Annotated in this window: 13 protein-coding genes, 1 tRNA gene and 1 pseudogene; 5 read left to right on the top strand and 10 right to left on the bottom strand. The window is 65.5% G+C overall.

The window, feature by feature from the left end:
• Positions 1–3: 3 nt before the first annotated feature.
• The 6 genes from SACXIDRAFT_RS02645 to SACXIDRAFT_RS02670 all read right to left on the bottom strand — a co-directional run bounded on the left by SACXIDRAFT_RS02645 (position 4) and on the right by SACXIDRAFT_RS02670 (position 13,063).
• Entirely contained in the window at positions 4–3,054 is a 3,051-nt protein-coding gene (locus tag SACXIDRAFT_RS02645) for a type I restriction endonuclease subunit R (protein ID WP_006236923.1), read from the bottom strand.
• Entirely contained in the window at positions 3,054–5,576 is a 2,523-nt protein-coding gene (locus tag SACXIDRAFT_RS02650; RefSeq protein ID WP_006236924.1) for a GmrSD restriction endonuclease domain-containing protein, read from the bottom strand. The genes SACXIDRAFT_RS02645 and SACXIDRAFT_RS02650 overlap by 1 nt, the downstream gene beginning before the upstream one ends.
• A gap of 17 nt (positions 5,577–5,593) precedes the next feature.
• On the bottom strand, positions 5,594–7,846 hold the full coding sequence (locus SACXIDRAFT_RS02655; protein ID WP_006236925.1) for a DEAD/DEAH box helicase: 2,253 nt from the start codon (positions 7,844–7,846) through the stop codon (positions 5,594–5,596).
• A 23-nt stretch (positions 7,847–7,869) separates the two neighbouring features.
• On the bottom strand, positions 7,870–9,045 hold the full coding sequence (locus SACXIDRAFT_RS23485) for a restriction endonuclease subunit S (RefSeq protein WP_083840044.1): 1,176 nt from the start codon (positions 9,043–9,045) through the stop codon (positions 7,870–7,872).
• 86 nt (positions 9,046–9,131) lie between these two features.
• Complete coding sequence (locus SACXIDRAFT_RS02665) at positions 9,132–11,108, bottom strand: type I restriction-modification system subunit M (RefSeq protein ID WP_006236927.1); 1,977 nt, start codon at positions 11,106–11,108, stop codon at positions 9,132–9,134.
• Between the two features lie 62 nt (positions 11,109–11,170).
• A complete protein-coding gene (locus SACXIDRAFT_RS02670) occupies positions 11,171–13,063 on the bottom strand; it encodes an N-6 DNA methylase (RefSeq protein ID WP_006236928.1) in 1,893 nt (630 codons plus the stop codon).
• Positions 13,064–13,264: 201 nt separating this feature from the next.
• Here SACXIDRAFT_RS02670 and SACXIDRAFT_RS02675 point away from each other — a divergent pair, with 201 nt between their 5' ends.
• Both SACXIDRAFT_RS02675 and SACXIDRAFT_RS02680 read left to right on the top strand, forming a co-directional pair.
• On the top strand, positions 13,265–14,485 hold the full coding sequence (locus SACXIDRAFT_RS02675; protein ID WP_006236929.1) for a DNA sulfur modification protein DndB: 1,221 nt from the start codon (positions 13,265–13,267) through the stop codon (positions 14,483–14,485).
• 151 nt (positions 14,486–14,636) lie between these two features.
• The gene (locus SACXIDRAFT_RS02680) at positions 14,637–14,945 is read left to right on the top strand and encodes a hypothetical protein (protein ID WP_006236930.1); all 309 of its coding nucleotides are present in this window, start codon (positions 14,637–14,639) and stop codon (positions 14,943–14,945) included.
• 478 nt (positions 14,946–15,423) lie between these two features.
• Here SACXIDRAFT_RS02680 and SACXIDRAFT_RS02690 read toward each other — a convergent pair.
• Positions 15,424–16,207 (bottom strand): annotated as a pseudogene (locus SACXIDRAFT_RS02690) (transposase family protein).
• Positions 16,208–16,263: 56 nt separating this feature from the next.
• Entirely contained in the window at positions 16,264–16,632 is a 369-nt protein-coding gene (locus SACXIDRAFT_RS02695) for a hypothetical protein (RefSeq protein WP_006236933.1), read from the bottom strand.
• Positions 16,633–16,785: 153 nt separating this feature from the next.
• Between SACXIDRAFT_RS02695 and SACXIDRAFT_RS02700 the strand changes: the two genes are divergently transcribed.
• Positions 16,786–17,088, top strand: coding sequence for a hypothetical protein (locus SACXIDRAFT_RS02700; protein ID WP_006236934.1), 303 nt, complete (start codon positions 16,786–16,788; stop codon positions 17,086–17,088).
• On the opposite strand, the gene SACXIDRAFT_RS02705 is transcribed toward SACXIDRAFT_RS02700, so the two are convergent.
• Positions 17,085–17,498, bottom strand: a complete 414-nt coding sequence (locus tag SACXIDRAFT_RS02705; RefSeq protein WP_050986901.1) for a recombinase family protein — start codon at positions 17,496–17,498, stop codon at positions 17,085–17,087. The two genes, SACXIDRAFT_RS02700 and SACXIDRAFT_RS02705, sit on opposite strands and share 4 nt — an antisense overlap.
• 44 nt (positions 17,499–17,542) lie before the next feature.
• A tRNA-Ile gene (locus SACXIDRAFT_RS02710) sits at positions 17,543–17,616 on the bottom strand.
• Between the two features lie 145 nt (positions 17,617–17,761).
• On the opposite strand from SACXIDRAFT_RS02710, the gene SACXIDRAFT_RS02715 reads away from it, so the two are divergent.
• Both SACXIDRAFT_RS02715 and SACXIDRAFT_RS02720 read left to right on the top strand, forming a co-directional pair.
• Entirely contained in the window at positions 17,762–18,358 is a 597-nt protein-coding gene (locus tag SACXIDRAFT_RS02715; RefSeq protein WP_006236935.1) for a hypothetical protein, read from the top strand.
• Between the two features lie 60 nt (positions 18,359–18,418).
• Positions 18,419–19,978, top strand: coding sequence for a serine/threonine-protein kinase (locus SACXIDRAFT_RS02720; protein WP_040922425.1), 1,560 nt, complete (start codon positions 18,419–18,421; stop codon positions 19,976–19,978).
• Positions 19,979–19,991 lie beyond the last annotated feature (13 nt).

Consider the following 19,991-nt stretch of genomic DNA (forward strand, 5'->3'; position numbering starts at 1 on the left):
GGCTCAGGCCACTTCCCGCCGGAGCGACTCGTAGGCGTAACGGCGGGCGATGCTCTTCAACTCGGAGTTGAACTCCGCGTCGTCGGCGAACTTCTGTACCGCCTTGGTGTCGTTCTCGATCCGCTCGTAGAGCTTGTCCTCGAACACCTCGTCGAAGACGTGCCCGAAGTTCTCCTCGTCGTTGGCGAACGCGGCGGCCCGCACCTGCGGCTCGGCCATCGCGGCCTCCGCCGAGCCGCGCACGATGTCACCCTCGCCGAGGTTGCTGCCGAACCGCTCGTTGAGCTCGGCGATCAGCTCGGCCAGCGAGGTGCGAGGGCGCTCGTGCTGTCCACCGGGGCCGTCGCCGCTGAATCCTGGGAGGACCTGCTCACCCTCGGGCGTCAGTGCCAGATCATGGTCGCCGGTCTTGCCGATCCGCAGGTGAGTCAGATCGACCTGACCGAGGTCTATACCGGGGTCCTGCCTCCGAGCCAATCGGGGAAGGAGCATCTTCCCGTAGACGTAGAGCTGTTCGAGGGAACGTTCGGCGAAACCGACGACCTGGGCGAGAAAGCCGTACTTGCGGATGTAGTCACGCAGGTCCGAGCGGAACTCCTCGGCGCGTTCCGGCTCCTCATCAAGGAGCTGGGCGAACCGGTCGCGGGCCGGATCAGTCAGCCGGTACAACTCGGCGTGCACCCGGTCCCAGGTGACCCGGTCACCAGCGTCCCGCTGCGCTCGCACGTATTCCGCGGTGAAGGCCTCCATCTCGGACTCCACGAGCAACTGGTGATCGAGCACCGCTCGCTGGGCGTCGTAAATGAGGTTCGGGTCGCTCGGAGTGGTGACCGTCGCTTCGAAGAACGGCCGGAACGCCTCCTGTATCTCCTCGGCCTCGTTCGCGAAGTCGAGTACGAACAGATCGTCCTGACCCTTCCTCGGATGCGTCCGGTTGAGCCTGGACAGGGTCTGCACCGCTGCCACGCTCTTCAGCGGCTTGTCCACATACATCGTGGTCAGCAGTGGCTGGTCGAACCCCGTCTGGTACTTCTCGGCCACGACGAGGATGCGGTATTCCTGCTTGGGGTTGCTCTCGGCGTGTTCGTCGTCGGCACGGGTGTAGGCGAACGCCTTGGGCAGTGCCGCCTCACCGATTCCGTTCAGGGACGACTCGGTGACCGTGTCGGAGTCGAGGTTGTCGACCTTGAGTTCTCCGGAGAAGGCGACGAGAACACCGCAACCGTCGTAGCCTCGCATGTCCACATAGGACTTGATTTTGCGGTAGAGCTTGACCGCATGCTCGCGGGAGCGTGTCACCACCATCGCCTTGGCCCGTCCGCCAAGACGTCCACGGGTGTGCTTGATGAAGTGCTCCACGATGATCTCGGCCCGCTGTTGCAGGCTTGCCGGACTGAGTTCGGCGAAGCGGGCCAGGGCTGCGCTGGCTTTCCGTTCGTCGACCTCGCGTCCGTCGTCTCCCCCGGTGAGCCGCCAGTAAGTCTTGTAGGTGACGTAGTTGCGCAGCACGTCGAGGATGAAACCCTCCTCGATGGCCTGGCGCATCGAGTAGATGTGGAACGGGCGCTCGGTCTCACCGACCCGGGTTCCGAACAGCTCCAGGGTTTTCGGCTTCGGGGTCGCGGTGAACGCGAAGTAGGAGAGAGTCTCGTGCCTGCCACGCGCCAGCGCCGCCGCGGTGAGCGGATCGTTGTCCTCGTCGATGTCGTCGCTACCGAGCTTGGTCAGCACCCGCTTGAGCGCTGCCGCGGACTCACCAGATTGTGAGGAGTGCGCTTCGTCGACGACGATCGCAAACCGCTTGCCTCGCAGGCCGTCGACCTTCTCCAACACGAAGGGAAAGGTCTGGAGGGTGACGATGAGGATCTTGGTCGTCTCGCCTGCCAATGCGGCGCTGACCTGCTCGGACTTGGACCCCTCACTCTTCTCGCTGATCTTGGTGACCACCCCGGCCCGATGCTCGAACTGATAGATGGTGTCCTGGAGTTGCCGGTCGAGCACGGAGCGATCGGTGATCACGACGACCTTGTCGAAGACCTGCTCGTTGTCGGCGGAATGCAGGTTCGACAACCGGTGGGCGAGCCAGGCGATCGTGTTCGACTTGCCGGAGCCGGCCGAGTGCTGCACCAGGTAGTTGTGTCCCGATCCGTGTTCGGCGGCGTGCGCGACCAGGCTGCGGACAGCATGCCACTGGTGGTAGCGCGGGAAGATCAGATTGCGGGCTTGGGGGCCCGGTCGGCGGCCACCACGCCGTACTTCGCCCTTTTCCAGGTGCACGAAGCGCCGGATGATGTCCAGCCACGCCTCGGGCTGCCAGACCTCTTCCCACAGGTAGGAGGTGCGATACCGGCCGGGAGCCGCAGGTGGATTGCCTGCTCCGCCATCTTCACCGGGGCCGTTGGAGCCGGTGTTGAAGGGCAAGAAGCGGGTCGTGTTCCCGGTGAGACGTGTGGTGAGGAACACCAGGTCCGGGTCGACCGCGAAGTGCACCAGGGCCCGTCTGGCGAACAGCGGTTCCTTCGGGTCGCGGTCCCGCCGGTACTGCTCCTTCGCGTGTTCCACGGTCTGGCCGGTGAGTGGGTTCTTCAACTCGGCGGTGGCGACCGGAACGCCGTTGACGAACAGCACCAGGTCGAGTTCCTTACCATGGTCGCGCTCCGAGTACGCCAGTTGCCGCGTGACCGATAACCGGTTCTGCTCGTACCGCACGAGGGCGTCGTCGGCGAGCGTGTGAGCGGGCCGGAAGTACGCGAGGCGGATCAGATGTCCCCGGTCGCGCACCCCGTGGCGGAGCACGTCCACTGCCCCGCGCTTGTCGATTTCCCGCGCGACGTGGCGAGCGAATGCCCGTTGCGCTTCCACGCTGTCGTCGCCGTAGTAACCCCGCAGCTGTTCCCACACGTCCTGCTGCGTCGCGCCGATGAAGGTGAAAAGCTGGTCGGTGTCCAGCCCCAGCTCACGGTCGTAGCCGTCCCGCTGCCCGCGCTGCCATCCGGAGGCGAGCAGCGATGCTTCGATGGCATCCTCGAACGCCTGCTCGGTGTGAACACTCATCACTGGCTTCCCTCCTCGTGACGCGCGAGGGTGTGGAACCACTCGAGCGCCTCGACGAGCTGTTCCCGATTCGACGCGTCCAGCAGGACGTCTAGGGGGAAACCGGGACGCAGGTCGATCTTCGATTCCGGCAGGTCCACACCGTTGATCTTGTTCAGACGTTGACGCAGCTCCTCGCGTCTGCTCAGTTCGTCGAACGGCGGACGGCTGCGGAGGTGCTGGAACACGATCTCAAACTTGCCGCTCGGATAGAGGGCGGCGGGCCAGATGTTGCCGCCCGGGTCCGACTTCCTCCGGGAGAGCAGGAAGCAGGAGGTCTCCGCCTCGACGCCGTATTCGAGGTACCCACCGGCCGCGGTCCATGCGTTGAGCATCATGACCACCGCATTGGCGACATCGGGGCCCTGATGTTCGATGAGCTGCTCGCGGAACCGATCACGCAGTTTGGGATCCTGTCCCGCGTCTGGCTCGGGTACGAGCTCCGGCACGTCGGCGCCGAGAAGCAGGGCAAGCCCCTCGGTGGTGATGCGCTGCTCCGGATTGGCCCGCCCGTGCGCGTCGAACACCACGCCTTCCGCTTCGAGCAGCTCCCGTGGGTCGTCGGTACGTTCCGGGTCGATCCAGGTGAAGTTGGGCGACACCTTACCGTCGGACTGTAGTACCCGGTGAGCGTTCGGGGCGGCTACGGTGGCCAGCCGCTGTCCGATGGCCACGGCATGACTGCCGATCAGCGCGGCGAGGTCACCGTAGGTGGTCCACGATCCCGCGGGAAGCTCGGCGAGAGCCCTGTTCAACACGTCCCAGGCAGGGCCTGTCGAGCTGTTGTCTCGCGCGATGGGGCCGGGCCATTCGGAGATCACCCGTTCCGCCAGCGCATCGGCACGGTGCTGGATCTGTGGCCGTCCCCAACGCTCCTGCCCCGCGATCTCCTGGTTCATGCGCACGCCGCTGGACGCCAACTGCTCCCGCTTCACCTCGAACGGGCTGTTGCTGAGCTTGGAGTTGTAGCCGGTGAGCGTCAGGTTGCCCAGTGTGTGCACGAGCGCTTCGTGTACCTGCCCGAATTCCTCACCGGGTTCGAGGTCCTGTGCCAGAGCCTGCTTCCATTCGGCCGTGGGGCTCTGCGGCAGGACATGCTCGATGGTGAGGGAGGACAGGTCTACGGGCTCCTTACTGCCGTAACTCTCCTCCAGCCACCGCAGCACCAGGGCTCGCTGGTTGGGGCGCCCGTTAAGGTAGTACGGGACCGTCCGCACTGCCTCCCGGATGTCGCGGTCGGTGGCGTAGTACTTGCGTCCGCTCGACAGGTAGCGGCGAACCGCCTCGTCGATCGGGAGGTCGGCGTCCACTTCGGTCACCAGTGAAAGCATGACTCGGTTCATCCCTGTTGTGGCGCGGCCGATGAGCAGGCGACGGACGAAGTAGCTTTCCAGATACAGCATCGCCCTGGCGATCTCCGCCGAGTCCGCCAGCTCGCGGGCGCGCAGGTCGAGCAAGTGGAGCAGCACGGGGTAGACGGTGGTGGTGCCCCATGCGCCCAGCCGCCGCAATCGGTGCCGAACGCCCGGGTCGTCCTCCCGCGACGGTTCCAGGATGGTGCGGAGTAGCTCGCCGAGCCGACCGAACCGGGCGACTTCCTGCTCGATCTCTTCCTCGGTGCGCATGCGGTCCAGACGCCGCTGCTGGCCCGCGTAGGTATCGGTCTGCTTGATCCTCGGATCACGTTGCACCAGGTCGAGCCAGAAGAGCAGTTCGAGTTGGTCGTTGTCGAGGTTCTTCTGGAGCGGCAACCACAGCGACTCGTAGACCGCCTCACCGCGGGTGGGCAGTCGCATGAACAGGTAGTTGCGGAGCAGGTCGGCCTGGGTGAGTTTCAACCCGGTGTTGTTCAGCGACTCGAAGATGCGGTGTGGGTTGTCTCCTCGCTGCGCGGTCACCGACACCAGCGCGAGTCCGGAGATCACGGCGTCCTCGATGCGTTCGATGTCGTTCGGGTCGTCGGGGTCGTCGGCGGCGACGAGTTGCGCGGAGAAGAACCGGTACGCGGCACCGATCCGGTCGGTTCCGCCGGCTTTCGGTGTGGCGTTGAGGCACGCCAGGTACGAGGCCCGGTCGGCCTGTGTCGGCACGAGCTTGAGCCGCTGGTTGTCCGGCTTCCACTTGTTGATGAGGTACTGCTGGTCGATGCGTTCGCGGTGTTCGGGGTGTTCGTGTTTGGCACGGTGGTCTCGCAGTGCGCACAACAGGATCGACAGGGTGGTCAGTCTCTGCTGGCCGTCGATCACCAGGAATTCCTGCACTCCCGCCGGGCCGTTCGTGGGGCTGGGCGCGAGGACCACCGAGCCGATGAAGTGGGTCGGTTCCGCGTCACCGGCACGGTCGTCGGCGAGCTGCTTGATGTCGTCCCACAACCGCTGGAACTGGGTGTTCGTCCACGAATACGTCCGCTGGTACAGCGGCACCTGGTACTGCTTGGAGCCTTCCAGGAGTTCCTGCAGGCTGGTCTCGCGTGCTACGACCACGTTATCTCCCCCTTGGTCTAGCGATGAATGCCGAGCCGGTGCTGTTCGGCGAGGATGATGCGTTCCTTGAGTGGTACGGCTTCGTCGTCGAGGATGGCCGGCCGGTACTCACTGGTGTCGACGGCACGACGGTCGGCTTCCTTCGCGTCGCTCTTGCGCGCGAACTCGTCGAAAAGAAGTTTCTTGTTTTCCTGGACCTCACGCAGACGTTCGTCGACGCTGCCTTTGGCCAGCAGTCGATGCACCTGAACCTTGCGAATCTGACCCATCCGGTAGGCACGGGCGATGGCCTGTTCCTCGGTACTCGGCTTCCACTGCGGTTCCGCGATGACGACCACAGACGCGGCCTGCACGTTCAACCCGACGCCGCCGGCCTCGATCTGGCTGAGGAGCACGGCGTGGCCTTTTCTCCGGGTGAAGGTGTCGACGAGTTGCTGGCGAGCCGCGGGCTGCACCGAACCGGTCAGCTGCCCCACCACAACCTGGCCGAGCCTGTCGTGGATCGCCTCGAGCACGTTGAGGAAGTACGAGAACACCACGACCTTGAGGCTGTCCTCGCGGGCCTCGTCCACGATCTCGGCGAGCCGTTCGAGTTTGGCCGAGTCGGCCGCCTCGAACGCGGCCTGGCGCATCCGCATGAGATTGCGTGCCCGCACTGCCTCCACATAGGCGGTGTTGTCGGCGTGAGTGAACTGCACCCAGTCCTCGACTTCGATCTTGTCGGGCAGTTCGGTGAGCACGTCTTCCTGGTTACGGCGCAGGTAGACCGGCGCGACCGCGCGACGGAAACGCCGAGCACCTGTAATGGCGTCAGTGGCGTCCAGTCTCCCCGCGATGTGCGGTTGCAGGTAGGCGACGAGGTTGCGGAATTCCTCGACGCGGTTCTCCATCGGTGTGCCGGTGAGGAACAGTGCCCGCTGCGCTTGGGAGACGACGCGGCCGACGTTTTTGGAGCGTTGTGATTCCGGGTTCTTGACGTAGTGGGCCTCGTCCACCACCAGCAGCGCGATGCCGTCGTCGGCGATCCCCTTGAGCCGACCGAGGGTGGTGAACGTGGTGACGGCGATGCCGCCGGTGCGCCGCCAGTGCCGCATGGCGGCGTCCCGGTCGGCGCCGTGCAGGCTGTGCGGGGTGAGCGTGGTGTGTTTGCGGATCTCGTTGATCCAGTTGATCTGCACGCTGGCGGGGCAGACCACGAGGAAGCGGGTCTGTCCCTTCGCTGCCATGTGGGCCACGACGGCCAGGGCCTGCACGGTTTTGCCGAGGCCCATCTCGTCGCCGAGGATCGAGTGTTTCTGGTGGATCGCGTACTGCGCGCCGAAGACCTGATATCCGCGCAGGGTCGCTTTCAGCAGGCTGGTGTCGAGCGGGACGGCCGTGATCTCCTGCCGGAGTTCTTCGGGCAGATAACCCTGTGCGGCCTCGTTGTCGTCCGCGTCACCGTGTCCGGTGAGCGTCGACAGCAACGCGTTGAAGCTCGCGGCATCGTTGGCGTACTCCTGCCACAGGTACGCCGACGAGTACGAGCGGGGGTCGGCGGCCCTTTCCTGCCCCTCCACGGTCTGCCACAGCGCGAGCGTCTGTGGAGAGGTGAGGAGGGTGTCGAGTTGCGCCAGCGCCGCGAGCGCCGCCCGCTTCTTGGCTCGGCCCTTGAAGAACATGGCGCCGCGGCTGGTGGTCGGTTCCGCCTGCCTGACGAGGTCCGCGGCCAGCGTGGTGAACTGCTCCAGCGGTGCCTGAAGGGATGTTCGGGCGCTGTCCGCGTGGCGGGCGGCCGCGAGCGTGGCGAGGAGCTGGGTCTGTCCGGGGTCCTGCCGGTCAGGGTCGAACCGGAGCCGCGCTTCCTGCCGGACTTCGTTGGCGAGTCGGCGTGCGGCGGTTGAGACCTGATGCGCGGTATGATGGCCGATGCGCGGAACCGCTTGAAGCCGGTTCGGGCTCGCCTGAAGCACGTTCGCGATGGTGCGGTAACCGGCGTTCTCCAGAGCGCCCAAGCGGGCGCCCTTACCCACCAGGGTTCGGAGGTCGGTGACCGGCCTGGCGCTCAGTGTGGCCTGTGCCTGCTGGTCGAGCAGGATGCCGATCTGCTGATGCGCGCTCCGGCGGAGCACGTCGGAAGCGGACAGCAACACGGCGGCGCGGGCGGCCAAAGCCCGAACGTTCTCGAACATCGCCTTGGCCGCCGCACCGACCTTCGTCTTGGCCGCGCTGATGGCCGCCTCGTCGGGTGCCGCAGGCGAGCCACCCGACGCACGTACCTCCGCGCTCACTCAATGCCCCCAGTCATCATGAGTCAGCGCACCCCCGACCGCGCAGTCGTCACGTCGAGCTGCCCAGTGACCGCAGCGGTGATCAGGGCTTGGCGACGCTCGGCAAGGAGGTCGATTTGGTGGTTCGCGGAATTGCGATACCGGGAGGCGGAATCGAGATTGCGATCGAGCAGCCGGACAATCGATACTTGCTCCGAGATGGTCGGCAAGTGCACTTTGCGACCTAAATAACCCGCACCGTCAAGGTTTTGAATTCCCGTCGTTTGCTTAATGAACGGAATATTCATTCCAGCGAAGTAGTTTGCTGCCATCAAAAGTCCTGCAAAGCGAGGAAAAACGATCGACTTTGGACGAAGAATGGATACGAAGTTTGAGGTTGTCGCTAGCACATTCTCCGGTCCATCGTAGTTGACCGCGAACCCAACAGGATTCTTCTCGCCACCACCAGACTTCTCAAGCAGGACATCTCCTTTACGGAGAGTCCTACGTCGAATCTGCTGCGCGTCAATCGCTCGGTAAGTTGCTGCGGTTGATCCGCCAGTCAATGAGATCCTGTCAAAATCGGCTACGCGAACACATAATACATCCGATTTATCCCCAGCCGGATCGTCCCCCCAAACGCCTGCGCGTTCAAATTCGAACAGATACTTGATTGGAATCTCACGCCAAGAAGCTGGCGGTATTGGCGGTAGTAAAACTTTGGCAAGTTGACATTTAGAGCGACTTTCGATCAACTCTAACTGACTCGTACGCATGCCGATCAATTTGCCGATACGATTCGTCTCGACGTCAAGAAAGTCGGCGATGCGCCGTTGCTCCTCCAGCGCAGGGACCGGCATGGATGTCGCACGCATGCCCTCGCGACTCAACTCTATCTGGTTTGTGGATCCGGTGACCAAGGTCTCGAACATGAACCTCTGAAAACTACTACTCTTCAGGTAGTAATACCCGAACCTCGGATGGACCCGATGTGGATTGAAGCGGACTACCGTTACATGACCATCAGCGACACACGGACGCGAATCTGGAGAATATTCGAACCAACCCACGCGACCGAGAGTGCCAGTGCCAGTTGAGTTTACTAACGAGTCACCCAACTGCAGGTACCCCTTGAGTTTACGCGGATCACCTAGATACGAATGAAACCTAGTTCTCTCCCAATCCAAGCCAGACTTTTGGTTAGCAGCCTGGCTCACCATGCGAATTGGCCCGTCGTCGACATAATTCGGCGCGGTGCCACGATTCAGCAGGCGCGTTACGTACCGAAGGGGAACGCTTTCCCAGCTCACTCCGTCACCTCGCTGAGGAGGCGCTGGATCTGGGCTTCGAGGTCCTTCAACTCGGCGTCGATCTCCTCCAGCGGTCGTGGTGGTACGTACTTGTAGAAGTGCCGGGTGAACGGGATCTCGTAGCCGACCTTGGTCTTGGTGTGGTCCACCCAGGCGTCCGGGACGTGCGGCAAGACCTCACGAGCCAGGTACTCGTCGATGTCCTCGTCCAGTGGGACGTTCTCGTAGTCCCGCAGGTCGGGGTCAGGCAGCGGCTCGCCCTTGCGATCGGTCTGCAACTCACCTTCGGGGTCGCTGATCGAGACGACCTTCCAGACCGCCTTGTCCACGGCGGCGGGCAACTTGCCCAGCGGGGCCAGGGTCTCCTTCAGCGTCTTCACGAAGTCGACCTTCCGGTACGACGCGGGCTCGTCGACCAGCGTGCGCAGCGCGTCGATCAGCTTCTCCCGGCTCTCGTACTTCGCCAGCGGCTTGGCGACCTCCAGTTCGGCCAGCGCTTCCTCGGTGACCTCGAACCGCAGCTTCAACGGCCGCTCCACCGTGATCCGCCGGTACCCGAAGTCCCGCGGCGAGAAAACCTTGACCTTCTCGTGCATCGGGTGCTCGGGGTTCTCCGCCACCGTGAGCGCCTCGCCGTACAGCTCCGTGAGCTTCGCGATCTCCTCGTCCGGGATCTCCTTGCGCTTGTCCCCCAGGGACTTGCGCATCTTCGCCCAGTGTTCGCGCGCGTCGAGCAAGAGCACCTTGCCTCTGTGCGCCTCGTCCTTGCGGTTGGTCAAGATCCAGAAGTAAGTCGAGATGCCAGTGTTGTAGAACAGTTGGTCGGGCAGCGCGACAATGGCCTCCAGCCAGTCGTTCTCCAGGATCCACTGCCGGATCCTCGACTCGCCCGACTCGGCGGCGCCGGTGAACAGCGGCGAGCCGTTGAAGACGATCGCGATCCGCGAACCGCCCTGCTCCGGCTTCTTCATGTGGTGGATCATGTGCTGGAGAAACAGCAGCGACCCGTCGTTGATACGCGGCAGTCCGGCGCCGAACCGGCCGGCGAAGCCGATCTTCGCCTCGTTCTCGACGTCGTCCTTGACCTTCTTCCACTCCACGCCGAACGGCGGGTTGGCCAGCAGGTAGTCGAACGTCTTGCCGTAGTGCTTGTCGTGGCTGAACGAGTTGCCGAGCTTGATGTTCGCCGCGTTCTCGCCCTTGATCAGCAGGTCCGACTTGCAGATGGCGTAGGACTCGGCGTTGAGTTCCTGCCCGTGCGGCACCACCTTGGCGTGCGGGTTGTGCTCGGTGATGAACTCCTCGGCCGCGGTGAGCATCCCGCCCGTCCCGCACGCCGGGTCGAGCACGGTCTTCACCACGCCCGGCGTGGTCAGTTCCTCCTCGTCCGGCGCGAGCAGCAGGTTCACCATCAACCGGATGACCTCGCGGGGCGTGAAATGCTCACCAGCGGTCTCGTTCGAAATTTCCGAGAACCGCCGGATCAGCTCCTCGAACGCGTAGCCCATCTGGTGGTTGTCCACCGCCTCAGGGCTCAGGTCGATCTCGGCGAACTTCGACGCCACCTGATACGTCAGCCCGGCGCCGTCGAGCCGCGCCAACTGGGCGGGGAAGTCGTAGGCGTCGAAGATCTCCCGCGCGTTCTCGGAGAACCCGCCGATGTAGGACTTGAGGTTGTTCGCGACGTTGTCCTGGTCACGCACTGCGGACTGGAAATCCAGCTTCGAGGTGTTGTAGAAGCTCAGGCCCCCGGTGGCCCGCTTGAGCATGTCCAGGTTCTGCACGCCCTGCTCGGCCAGCTTGGCCTTGCGTTCCAGCACCTTCTGCTTCGTCGGCGCCAGTACGCAGTCGAGCCTGCGCAGCACGGTGAACGGAAGGATCACCTTGCCGTACTCCGACTGCTTGTAGTCGCCGCGCAGTAGATCGGCCACGGACCAGATGAAACTCGCCAGCCGAGTGTGCGTGCTGCTCACAGATCTCCCCTGTGGAAATTGAAGTGACAGTGTTCATGTCGTCGATGAGATGCCGATCGTTTCTACTCCCCCGGTACGACAGCACCGTCGGCCAGTCCGTCGGTCAACTGCCGCGCGAGACGCTCACCCACGTCGCTCGCGTCACGCAAACCTGCCGTGAACTCGACGAGCCGCCGGAACGCCGCCCCGAGCCGCCGTTGCACTCCAAGGTCGAGTACGGGGATCTCGGCCCGTCGCACGTCGATCCGGTGCACCCCGGAGGCGGTCGTGCTGCTCCCCCGCGGCGTGCTGCCCCCGCGAATCTGACCCGCGAGGAAATGCACGTCCAGCTTGGTCGGGTCCACGCGGATCAAGCAAAGGTTCGGGCCGAGCACCAGGTCGTCGGCCTCGATGACCCGGGTTGCGGGCTTCCCACCGCCCGCCGCCAACAGCGGTACCACCAGATCGCCCGGTCGCAGCGGCACCACGTCGTCTCGGTCCCCCGCATAACGCTCGGTGGGTTCGCGGCCGGTGGCCACATCACGTCCGGTCAGTACCCGAGGCCCATCGCCTGTTTCCGCCGTGTCGAGGGGGCCGAGCTGCTGTCGTAGCACGAGTGCTCCCGCCCGGGCGAGGTCACTGATCGTCGTGCTGGTGCGTCCACCTTGCCTGGCCTCGCGCACAGTTGGGAGCAGATCGCCCAGCTTGTTGAGGCTGCGAACCAGGCGTTCCCGGGCCTGGTCGACCACGTCGAGGTCGAGAGCCGTCGGCTGCTGAGGAAGATGCCGAGCGGGCGTGAGGTCCACGTCCTCATCCAGCAACTCGATCGGTTCAACGACCTTCCGCTGCCCAGGAACCTCCTCGACCGTGCCGGTCTTCCGGAACTCCTGCCAAGAGCCGAGGACGTCGCGGTGGATCGCGTTCCAGTCCACCTGTCCCCGCCGGGGTGGCTGGTGGTGACCGGTGTCGACGAGGAGCACAGGTTCGGCACCCCGCGTGCCCGGGTCACGCAAGACCCACAGGTGAACGGCGATACCCGTGGACATCAACACGCCGGCAGGCAACGCGATCATCGCCCGCAGCCCACCTCGTCGTAGCAACGCCTGCCGGATGGCGCGGCCGGACCGGCGGAACGCCACCCCGGCGGGCAGCGCCACCACAACGGTGCCTTCGGGGGTGACGTGCGCGAGGCAGTGCTGAACCCAGGCAAGTTCGGGTTCCCCCTTCACGGGCACGCCGTATTCCCAGCGCGGGTCGATGCCGAGCTCCTCATGCCCCCAGTCGCGGTAGCCGAAGGGCGGATCACAGACCACCGCGTCGGCTCGAAGCTCGGAGAAGGCATCTGCCCGCAGCGCGTCGCCGTCCACGATGGTCGCGGGGCGAGAGCCCTGTAAACGTGCACGGGCGAGCCTGGCCAGAACCGGGTCGAGTTCCTGCCCGGCGAGTCGTTCGGCACCTGCCTCGGCGGCGGCGCGGAGGATGTTGCCCGGGCCGCAGGCGGGGTCGAACACGGTGCCCGTAACGGGCCCGGCGAGTTCGACCATCAGCCGCGCCAGTTCCGGCGGACTCACCAGATGCTGACGTTGTTGCCGCTCGAACGCTCGACCACACAGCGACTCGACAAGCTCGTCCCGCGACCTGGCGTCAAGGTCGCCAAGGACACGGCGAACCCCCTCGGGGAGCGTGGTCGTGCCCGGCTCGTGCAGATAGGTGGCGACGTCGGCGATTCGTTCCAGCACATTGGCGTCGCCTTCCAACGCCCGCCACACCGTGTCCGACGGCCCGCTGCCGGTGAGCTTCCCCCGCTCCCGCAGCCACCGCTCCACTTCGTCCAACCGGAAGACGGGTGTCCCGCCGGGTCCGGCTACAGGGGCGGGGAAGTCTGTATGGCGCCGACGCCAGTTACTCACGGCGGCCCGGCCGACACTTGCCATGCGGGCGATCTCCGCCGCCGTCACGAGCGTCCCGTCTGACATGCCCATCGTCTCCTCAAGCAGCTGTTACCGTAACACACGTGAATCACCTTGTTGACCGTGTACATCAATGGTGATTGACTTCCTTACGTCAACACTTGTTTTCAGCGGATCTGTGACATGCGGCGGCCTCACGCCCATGGCGGATGCCTCGTTCTCCGAGCCCCCTCCAGCCGACCAGCCCCCTGCAGAGGAAGGAACACCATGTCAATCACCGTCGACAGCGCCCGAGTCACCGCAGGCCGTCGCTCGGACACCTACCTGGCCATGCGCAGTGTCCAAGGTGGACGCACCGTCTACAGCACCCGTGTGCCGTTGCTCGATCTCGACAAGATCCTTCACCTGCCCGATCCGGCTCAGCCCGACCCGGACAACCGCAAGGTCGATCCGCGCCACGCCCGATCGTTCGGCGACTACATCTCCCAGCACGAGACCTGGGTGGCGCCCGCTCTGCTGGCGCGGGACAACGGTGGGTGCACGTTCCAGCCGCTCGACGGTGCCAACGGTCAGATCGGCTACCTAGAGATTCCCTGGGCCACCGGCGCGTTCGGCGCCCTCACCACGATCGACGGGCAGCACCGTATCCTCGGCAGCCACCTGGAAACACGGCGACTGTCGGAAGAGATCGCCAAGGTAGAACGCGACCTGGGACGCGCGCGATCGGCCGAGCGGCAGGCCAAACTGGAAGCCAAGCTCGACGACCTTCGAGGACGACTGACCCGCCTGCACAGCGAAGCGATCGGGTTGGACATCTACGTCGAACCCAATTCCGTCCGGGCACGCCAGATGTTCGTCGACGTCGCCGACAACGCCAAGGGCATCTCCACCGCACTACGTGCCCGCTTCGACGGATCCAAGATTGCCAACCGGACGTTGGACCGTGTGATCGACCATGCCCTGCTCAAGGGGCGGGTGGACCTGGAGCAGGACCGCATGACCCGCAACAACGTCAATCTCATCGGCGCCAAGCACGTCGCCGACCTGACCAAGGCCGTCGCGGTGGGCGTGGGCGGAAGGATCAGCGCGCGGCGGGAGGCCGAGTTGTCCGACGAGGCGGTCATCGAGGCCGTCCACGGCTTCCTCGACTGCATCACCGAGGCTTTCACCGACCTCGCCGACGTCGCCGAAGGCACGCTGAGCCCCACGGACCTGCGCAGCAGGTCACTGCTCGGCTCGGTCGGCATGCTCCGCGTGCTCGCCGGTACCTACCACGTGCTGCGGGGCAAGGAGATCGCCGACGACGACATCACCGCGTTCTTCGGCACTCTCGAACAGCACATGACCGCCCCGATCAGCGAGGACAGCCTGTGGCGGCGCAGCGAAGCGGGCCGTGACTTCGAGCCCAACGCCTCCGCGCCGGTCATGCGAACCCAGAACCTCCAACACCTCGTCACAGTCCTGACCTCCTGGTACCCCGGCGTGTGACGCTCGGCTGAGGGCCTTGCCCGCTCTCGCCGTCGCGGCGGTGGTCACTTCCGTCGGCTGCCCATCGGTTTCGTGGACCGGTGAGCGCATCCCCGTAGCAGCCGAACATCCCATCGAGCCGAACTCCAGCCTCTGCATGGAAAGGACCCATATGACCACCGTCTCGCCCACTACCTCAAGCCGCTGGTGGTCGCTCGGTCTTGTCGGCGTCGCCTGCCTCGGCATCGGGTTTGCCATCGGCCTGACTGTCGGCAGCGGGGACGAGAGCATCCTGGCCGCCACTCCCGAACCGAGCACCGAAGTCGCTTTCACGGACGACACCACACCTACGGACGAGTGTGACTTCGGCGGCTCGGAACCGCTGCCCGTCACCGACGACTTCGACGCCGAACTGCGAAACCTGTCCAAGGAATGCACCTCTGACACGGAGCTGTCCGTCGAGATCACCGATGTCTTCTGAACAGCCTGAGACGGAACGGTTTCCAACCCAGCATCTCGGGACGGCTGCATGCCGTACCAGGTCGCGCACCATCCGCTACTCTGGCGGCAATTCAACCCATCTGGAGTAACAACAGTGAGCCCGAGGGCCGGTGGCGAGGCCGACAAATTAGGCAACAGGTCCGAGGGGCCGCTTCGACAGTTCGGCACGCTCTGTATGTGGTCATGGGGCATGCCGACTCGATCACTGTATGTGGTCATGGGGCATGCCGACTCGATCACTGTCGAGGACCTCGGCGAGTTGTCGAAAGGTTCGGAATTCACCTACCGTCGCGGCCGGGTGACCGAGGTTCACCAGCTAAAACGCCAGAACCGAATGGTCAACAACTGGTCTGTGAAATCGTTGAACAAGCTCGATGTGTGGGCGAGCGCTCAGCATCACGTTGAGCTAAGGGGTGTCTTGTAGCTGATCTTGTGGTTGGGGGGTGGGTGTTTGTGGGTCAGTCGGCGAGGAGGATGAGGATGTTGTGTAGGTGGGCGATTGCGGACACTGTGTCGTTGAGTGTGCTGGCGGCGCGGTGATAGTCGTGCAGGATTTTCCAGCACGTCATCCTGGCCAGGGTGTGCTCGATGCGGGCGCGGATCGTGCGGTGGCCGACGTTGAGGTCTTGCTTCCAGTCCGGCAGATCGCTCCCGTCCCGAGGTTTGCGGTAGGGGCATGATCACCTCGGCGTTGCCCTGGTAACCGTCGTCGGCCATGACCGGGTGTCCGGCCGATTCCTGCTGGATTCCGGAGTCGCGGTAGACGGTGCAGTCGTTGCGGTTGCCCGGATGTGCGTCGCCGGTGGCGATCACCAGCCGGGTGTCGGCGTCGATCGCGACTTGCACGTCGCCGAGTACCGGTAGTTCTTCGACGGCGCGGCCAGCCGGTGATCCCGGGCCGGCACCAAGGTCCCGTACGATCGCGATCGCGTCGATCCGCCGCTTGCGGACCAGGGCCAGCGCCAGCAGCGGCCCGATGGTGTCGATCACCCGGTGCGCCGCGGAATGCGACACACCGAACAGTGGTCCGAGCTGACGCATCGTCAGGTTCGTCCGCCAATAGTTCGCGACCAGCAGCACCCGATCGGCCAGGTCCAGTCGCCACTGACGACCAGGACGGCCATCGGCGATCTCGTCACCACCACGCTTCGCCACGACCCGCACCAGCTTGCGGAACTGACCCGGCTCCAACCCCGTGAACGGGGCAATCCACTCCGACCGCGACGCCGAGATCACCTGCATCACACCACGATCAACTACCGCCACCAACAAACCCACACCCGGTTACGAGAAATCCCTTAGTCAGGGTGGTTCGCCCCCGACTCGGCGAGGCGCTTCACGACCTGCTCCACCAGCTCGGCATCAGCATCGCCGAGCTTGTCCAAAGCCGGGGCGAGTTGTTGCACGCGCGGCGAGACATCCTCGGCACGAACGCCGTACCAGCCCTCGCAGATCAGCGCGGTGCACTGCTCCCGCGTGAGATCGAGCGCCTTGGCAATGCCAGGGATCTTCTCGGGCGGTGGCGCGCTCACGCCGTCAACCTCGTTGGCGACCTTGTTGAACCAGACCTGGGAGCGCGCCTCGTTGCTCTTGAAGGCCATCCTGGTGAACGTCACGCCCAGCTGCTGATTGACGTAGCGAACTCTTTCTGCAAATGATCCATACATAATATGAGATTAACACATCAGATTCACATCATCTGCATCTGAGCGTAAGTTGGCTACCCTCCATCCGTGTTCGCCTAGCTCAACCGCGCCCGATGTGGCACGTCGATCAGCTCACTCTCTCGCGGTTTTCGGGCTAGCTAGGCTCATGACCCCATGGACGATGATCAGTTTCTGCTGCCTGGGATCAGGCAGCAACGGCATTGGCTCGATGACACGGAGCGCCGCCGCGCCAAGCAAGAAGCCCAGCTCGGCGAGTTCGCGGACGCCATGCAGACCCAGCGTGAGGAACGAGATCGGAAAGAGGCTGAACATGTCGCCCGCGAGGAAAAGGCGCTCGCCCTCGCAACGGAGGCACGAGACCTCTCGGCCAGGCAGAAACTGATCTCCGTGTGGGCTCTGGTCGTGTCGATCCTCGCGTTGGCAGTGGCCGCCGTGGCAGTCTTCGTCGGCGGCTAGGGCGCCGTACCGAGGTGGCGGTACAGCGTCGCGCGGGAGACCTTGAGCGTCTCGCAAATGGTCGCGATCGACTCGCCCGCATCGCGCATCCGCCGGGCAAACGCCACCTGCTCCTCGGTCAGCGCACGAGCGCGGCTGGTCTGCTTGCCGCGCGCCTTGGCTGCGGCGCGGGCGTCGGCGGCGCGCTCGTTGATCAGGGTGCGCTCATACTCGGCCAGGCTGGCGAAGATCCCGGCCACCATCCGCCCGGTGGCGGTTGAGTAGTCGATGCCCTCGGTCAACGTGCGCAGCACGATGCCGCGCTTGAGTAAGTCGTCGGCGACCCGCACTACCTCGGATAGGGAACGGCCGAGCCGGTCAAGGGACTGGACCGCCACCGTGTCGCCCTCGCGCGCGTAATCAAGGAGCACTGTCAGATATGGACAAGGCGTCCCGAAACCCCAGGTCACACGCGTGGGCCGGGTGGGGCTCGAACCCACGGCCAAGGGATTATGAGTCCCCTGCTCTAACCGACTGAGCTACCGGCCCTGGCTGACAGCTCCCGCAGCCGCCGCAGCGGGGTCCAGCGTGCCGCCACTATAGCGCGCGCTCGCGTTGTCACCGACCGCGTCCGGCGCATCGGCTCGCGGCATTGCAGCCCCGCGCGCGTCCGGCGTTTGTACTCTCTGAAGCCATGCACTCGCACCACGATCATCGCCTCGTTCTTCGTCCCGGCACGGCTCGGGCGTGGGCGGGCGTTCTGTTGGCCGCGATTCCGCTGGGCATCCTCTTCGCCGTGACGATCGTGGCTGGATCGGCGGCAGGGGCTGCTGGAATCGCCGGGGTTTCGGTGCTGTGCTTCGGCATCGTCGTCGCGATCGTCCGCGCCCGCCACGTCGAGGTCACGCCGCACGACGTGGTGGTGCGGGAGCCGTTCGCGGGTGAGCGCAGGGTGGCTCGTCACCTCGTCGCGCGGGTGGTGCGCGCCGATCTGGTGCCGTTCCGGGGGCCCGCCGCCGACACTCTCCTTCTCCTCGACGCGCGCGGTGCCGTGCTCGCCCGCATACCGGCCCACGTTTACCCGCGCCCCGACATCGACCGTCTCGTGCACCTGCTCGGGGTTCCGTGCGAGCGGCCCGGCGCGCCCGTCACTCCGCGGCAGCTTTCCCACCGGTGGCCCGGCGCTGCGGGTGTGGCGGAGCGCCGTCCGTTCGCCGCCTACCTCGTGCTCGCCGGTGCGGCGCTCCTGCTCGTCGTCGCGGTCGCCCTCGTCGGAGTCACCGCGCTCTGACCATGCACCACGCGGACCGCGCACGTCGGTGGACTCTGCGTGGCGGCCTACCCTGTTCGCGTGACGAATTCGGGTGAGGCCACGCTGCTGGCCGGCCGCTACCGGCTGGTGCGCGAGATCGGCAGCGGCGCGATGGGCACCGTGTGGCAGGCGGTTGACGAGCGGCTCGGCAGGCAGGTCGCCGTCAAGCGGCTTCTCCTGCCCGCCAACCCGGACGCCGCCGCGCAGGCGCGCGAGCGAGCGCACCGGGAAGGCCGGATCGCCGCGCGCCTGCACCACCCGAACGCCGTCACCGTTCACGACGTCGTCGAGCACGACGGCCTTCCCGTGCTGGTGATGGAGTACTTCCCCGGGCGCAGCCTCGCCGACGTGCTCGCCACCGACGGTCCCCTGCCGCCCTACGCCGCCGCCGCACTCGGGGCTCAGGTGGCGTCCGCGCTCGCCGCCGCACACGACGCCGGTGTCGTGCACCGCGACGTCAAACCCGCCAACGTGCTTCTCGGCCCCGACGGCACGGCGAAGCTCGTGGACTTCGGCATCGCCCACGCCGGTGGCGACATCGCCGTGACGCAGGCCGGGCTGGTCGCCGGAACGCCCGCGTACCTGGCGCCGGAGGTGGCGTGCGGACACCCTTCCACCCCGGCGTCGGACGTGTTCTCCCTCGGTTCGCTGCTGTTCGCGGCGGTGGAAGGCACGCCGCCGTTCGGTGAGGGCGAGGAGAACACACTCGGCGTGCTCCGCAGGGTGGCCGAAGGATCGGCGGCTCCTGCGCGGAGAGCGGGGCCGTTGGCTCCGATGCTGGCCCGTTTACTCGTGTCCGATCCGGCGGCGCGGCCCTCTGCTGCGGCGGTGCGCGACGAGTTGAAGGCACTCGCTTTCGGCACGGCCCCGGTTCCCGCCGTGCGGCCGGAGGAACTGACGCAGCCCCTGCGAGCCGTTCCTGCCGGTGCTCCCCCGAGCGGGACACGGCTCGATCTGCGACCGCTCGACACCCCGCCCAGTCCGGTCCCGGTCCACGCACCTGTGGCCGAAGCGCCACCGCGTTCCCGCCGCGCGGCGTTCGCCGCACTCGGCGGCGGTCTCGTCGTCGTCGCCGCCGGGATCACGATCGCCGTCGCGTCGAGCGGAGAACAGGCCGCCGCCCCGCCGCCACCGGCGCCCTCGACAACCGCGTCGAGTCCCCAGCCGCTGTCGTCGGCCGAGCTGCTCGGCGTGGTCGGTGACCACTACGGTCACCTTCCCGGCGATCCGCCCGCCGCCTACGCGCTACTCGGGCCCGCGCTGCGCGCGCAGGGCGAGGAGGCTTTCGCCACGAGGTGGTCCGAGGTCCGCGAGGTCACTGTCGTGTCGGCACCGCGTGTCAACGGCACCGACACCGTGCACGTCGGCATCCGGCTCGTGCTGCGGTCGGGCGCCACTGTCACCGAGTACCACCAGCACGGCATCGGGCGGCACGAGGGCGCGATCGTGATCCTGTCCGACACCCTGCTGCACGCGGAGACGACCACCCCGCCGCCGAAGGACGACCGCGAAGGCCGGGACGAGGACGACCGCAAGGACGACGAGAAAGAGGACAAAGAAGAGGGGAAGAAGAACAAAAAGAAGAAGGACGACGACTGATCCGGACCTGCGG

Origin of the sequence: Saccharomonospora xinjiangensis XJ-54, from assembly GCF_000258175.1 — a bacterium.
In the GTDB taxonomy this organism is placed as follows: Bacteria; Actinomycetota; Actinomycetes; order Mycobacteriales; family Pseudonocardiaceae; genus Saccharomonospora; species Saccharomonospora xinjiangensis.

What these genes read in the sequence shown, in the direction of transcription:
- SACXIDRAFT_RS02700 (WP_006236934.1), top strand. Translation starts at nt 16,786, where the DNA reads ATGGACGATGATCAGTTTCTGCTGCCTGGGATCAGGCAGCAACGGCAT.
- SACXIDRAFT_RS02645 (WP_006236923.1), bottom strand. Translation starts at nt 3,054, where the DNA reads ATGAGTGTTCACACCGAGCAGGCGTTCGAGGATGCCATCGAAGCATCG.
- SACXIDRAFT_RS02670 (WP_006236928.1), bottom strand. Translation starts at nt 13,063, where the DNA reads ATGTCAGACGGGACGCTCGTGACGGCGGCGGAGATCGCCCGCATGGCA.
- SACXIDRAFT_RS02695 (WP_006236933.1), bottom strand. Translation starts at nt 16,632, where the DNA reads ATGTATGGATCATTTGCAGAAAGAGTTCGCTACGTCAATCAGCAGCTG.
- SACXIDRAFT_RS02675 (WP_006236929.1), top strand. Translation starts at nt 13,265, where the DNA reads ATGTCAATCACCGTCGACAGCGCCCGAGTCACCGCAGGCCGTCGCTCG.
- SACXIDRAFT_RS02680 (WP_006236930.1), top strand. Translation starts at nt 14,637, where the DNA reads ATGACCACCGTCTCGCCCACTACCTCAAGCCGCTGGTGGTCGCTCGGT.
- SACXIDRAFT_RS02715 (WP_006236935.1), top strand. Translation starts at nt 17,762, where the DNA reads ATGCACTCGCACCACGATCATCGCCTCGTTCTTCGTCCCGGCACGGCT.
- SACXIDRAFT_RS23485 (WP_083840044.1), bottom strand. Translation starts at nt 9,045, where the DNA reads ATGGTGAGCCAGGCTGCTAACCAAAAGTCTGGCTTGGATTGGGAGAGA.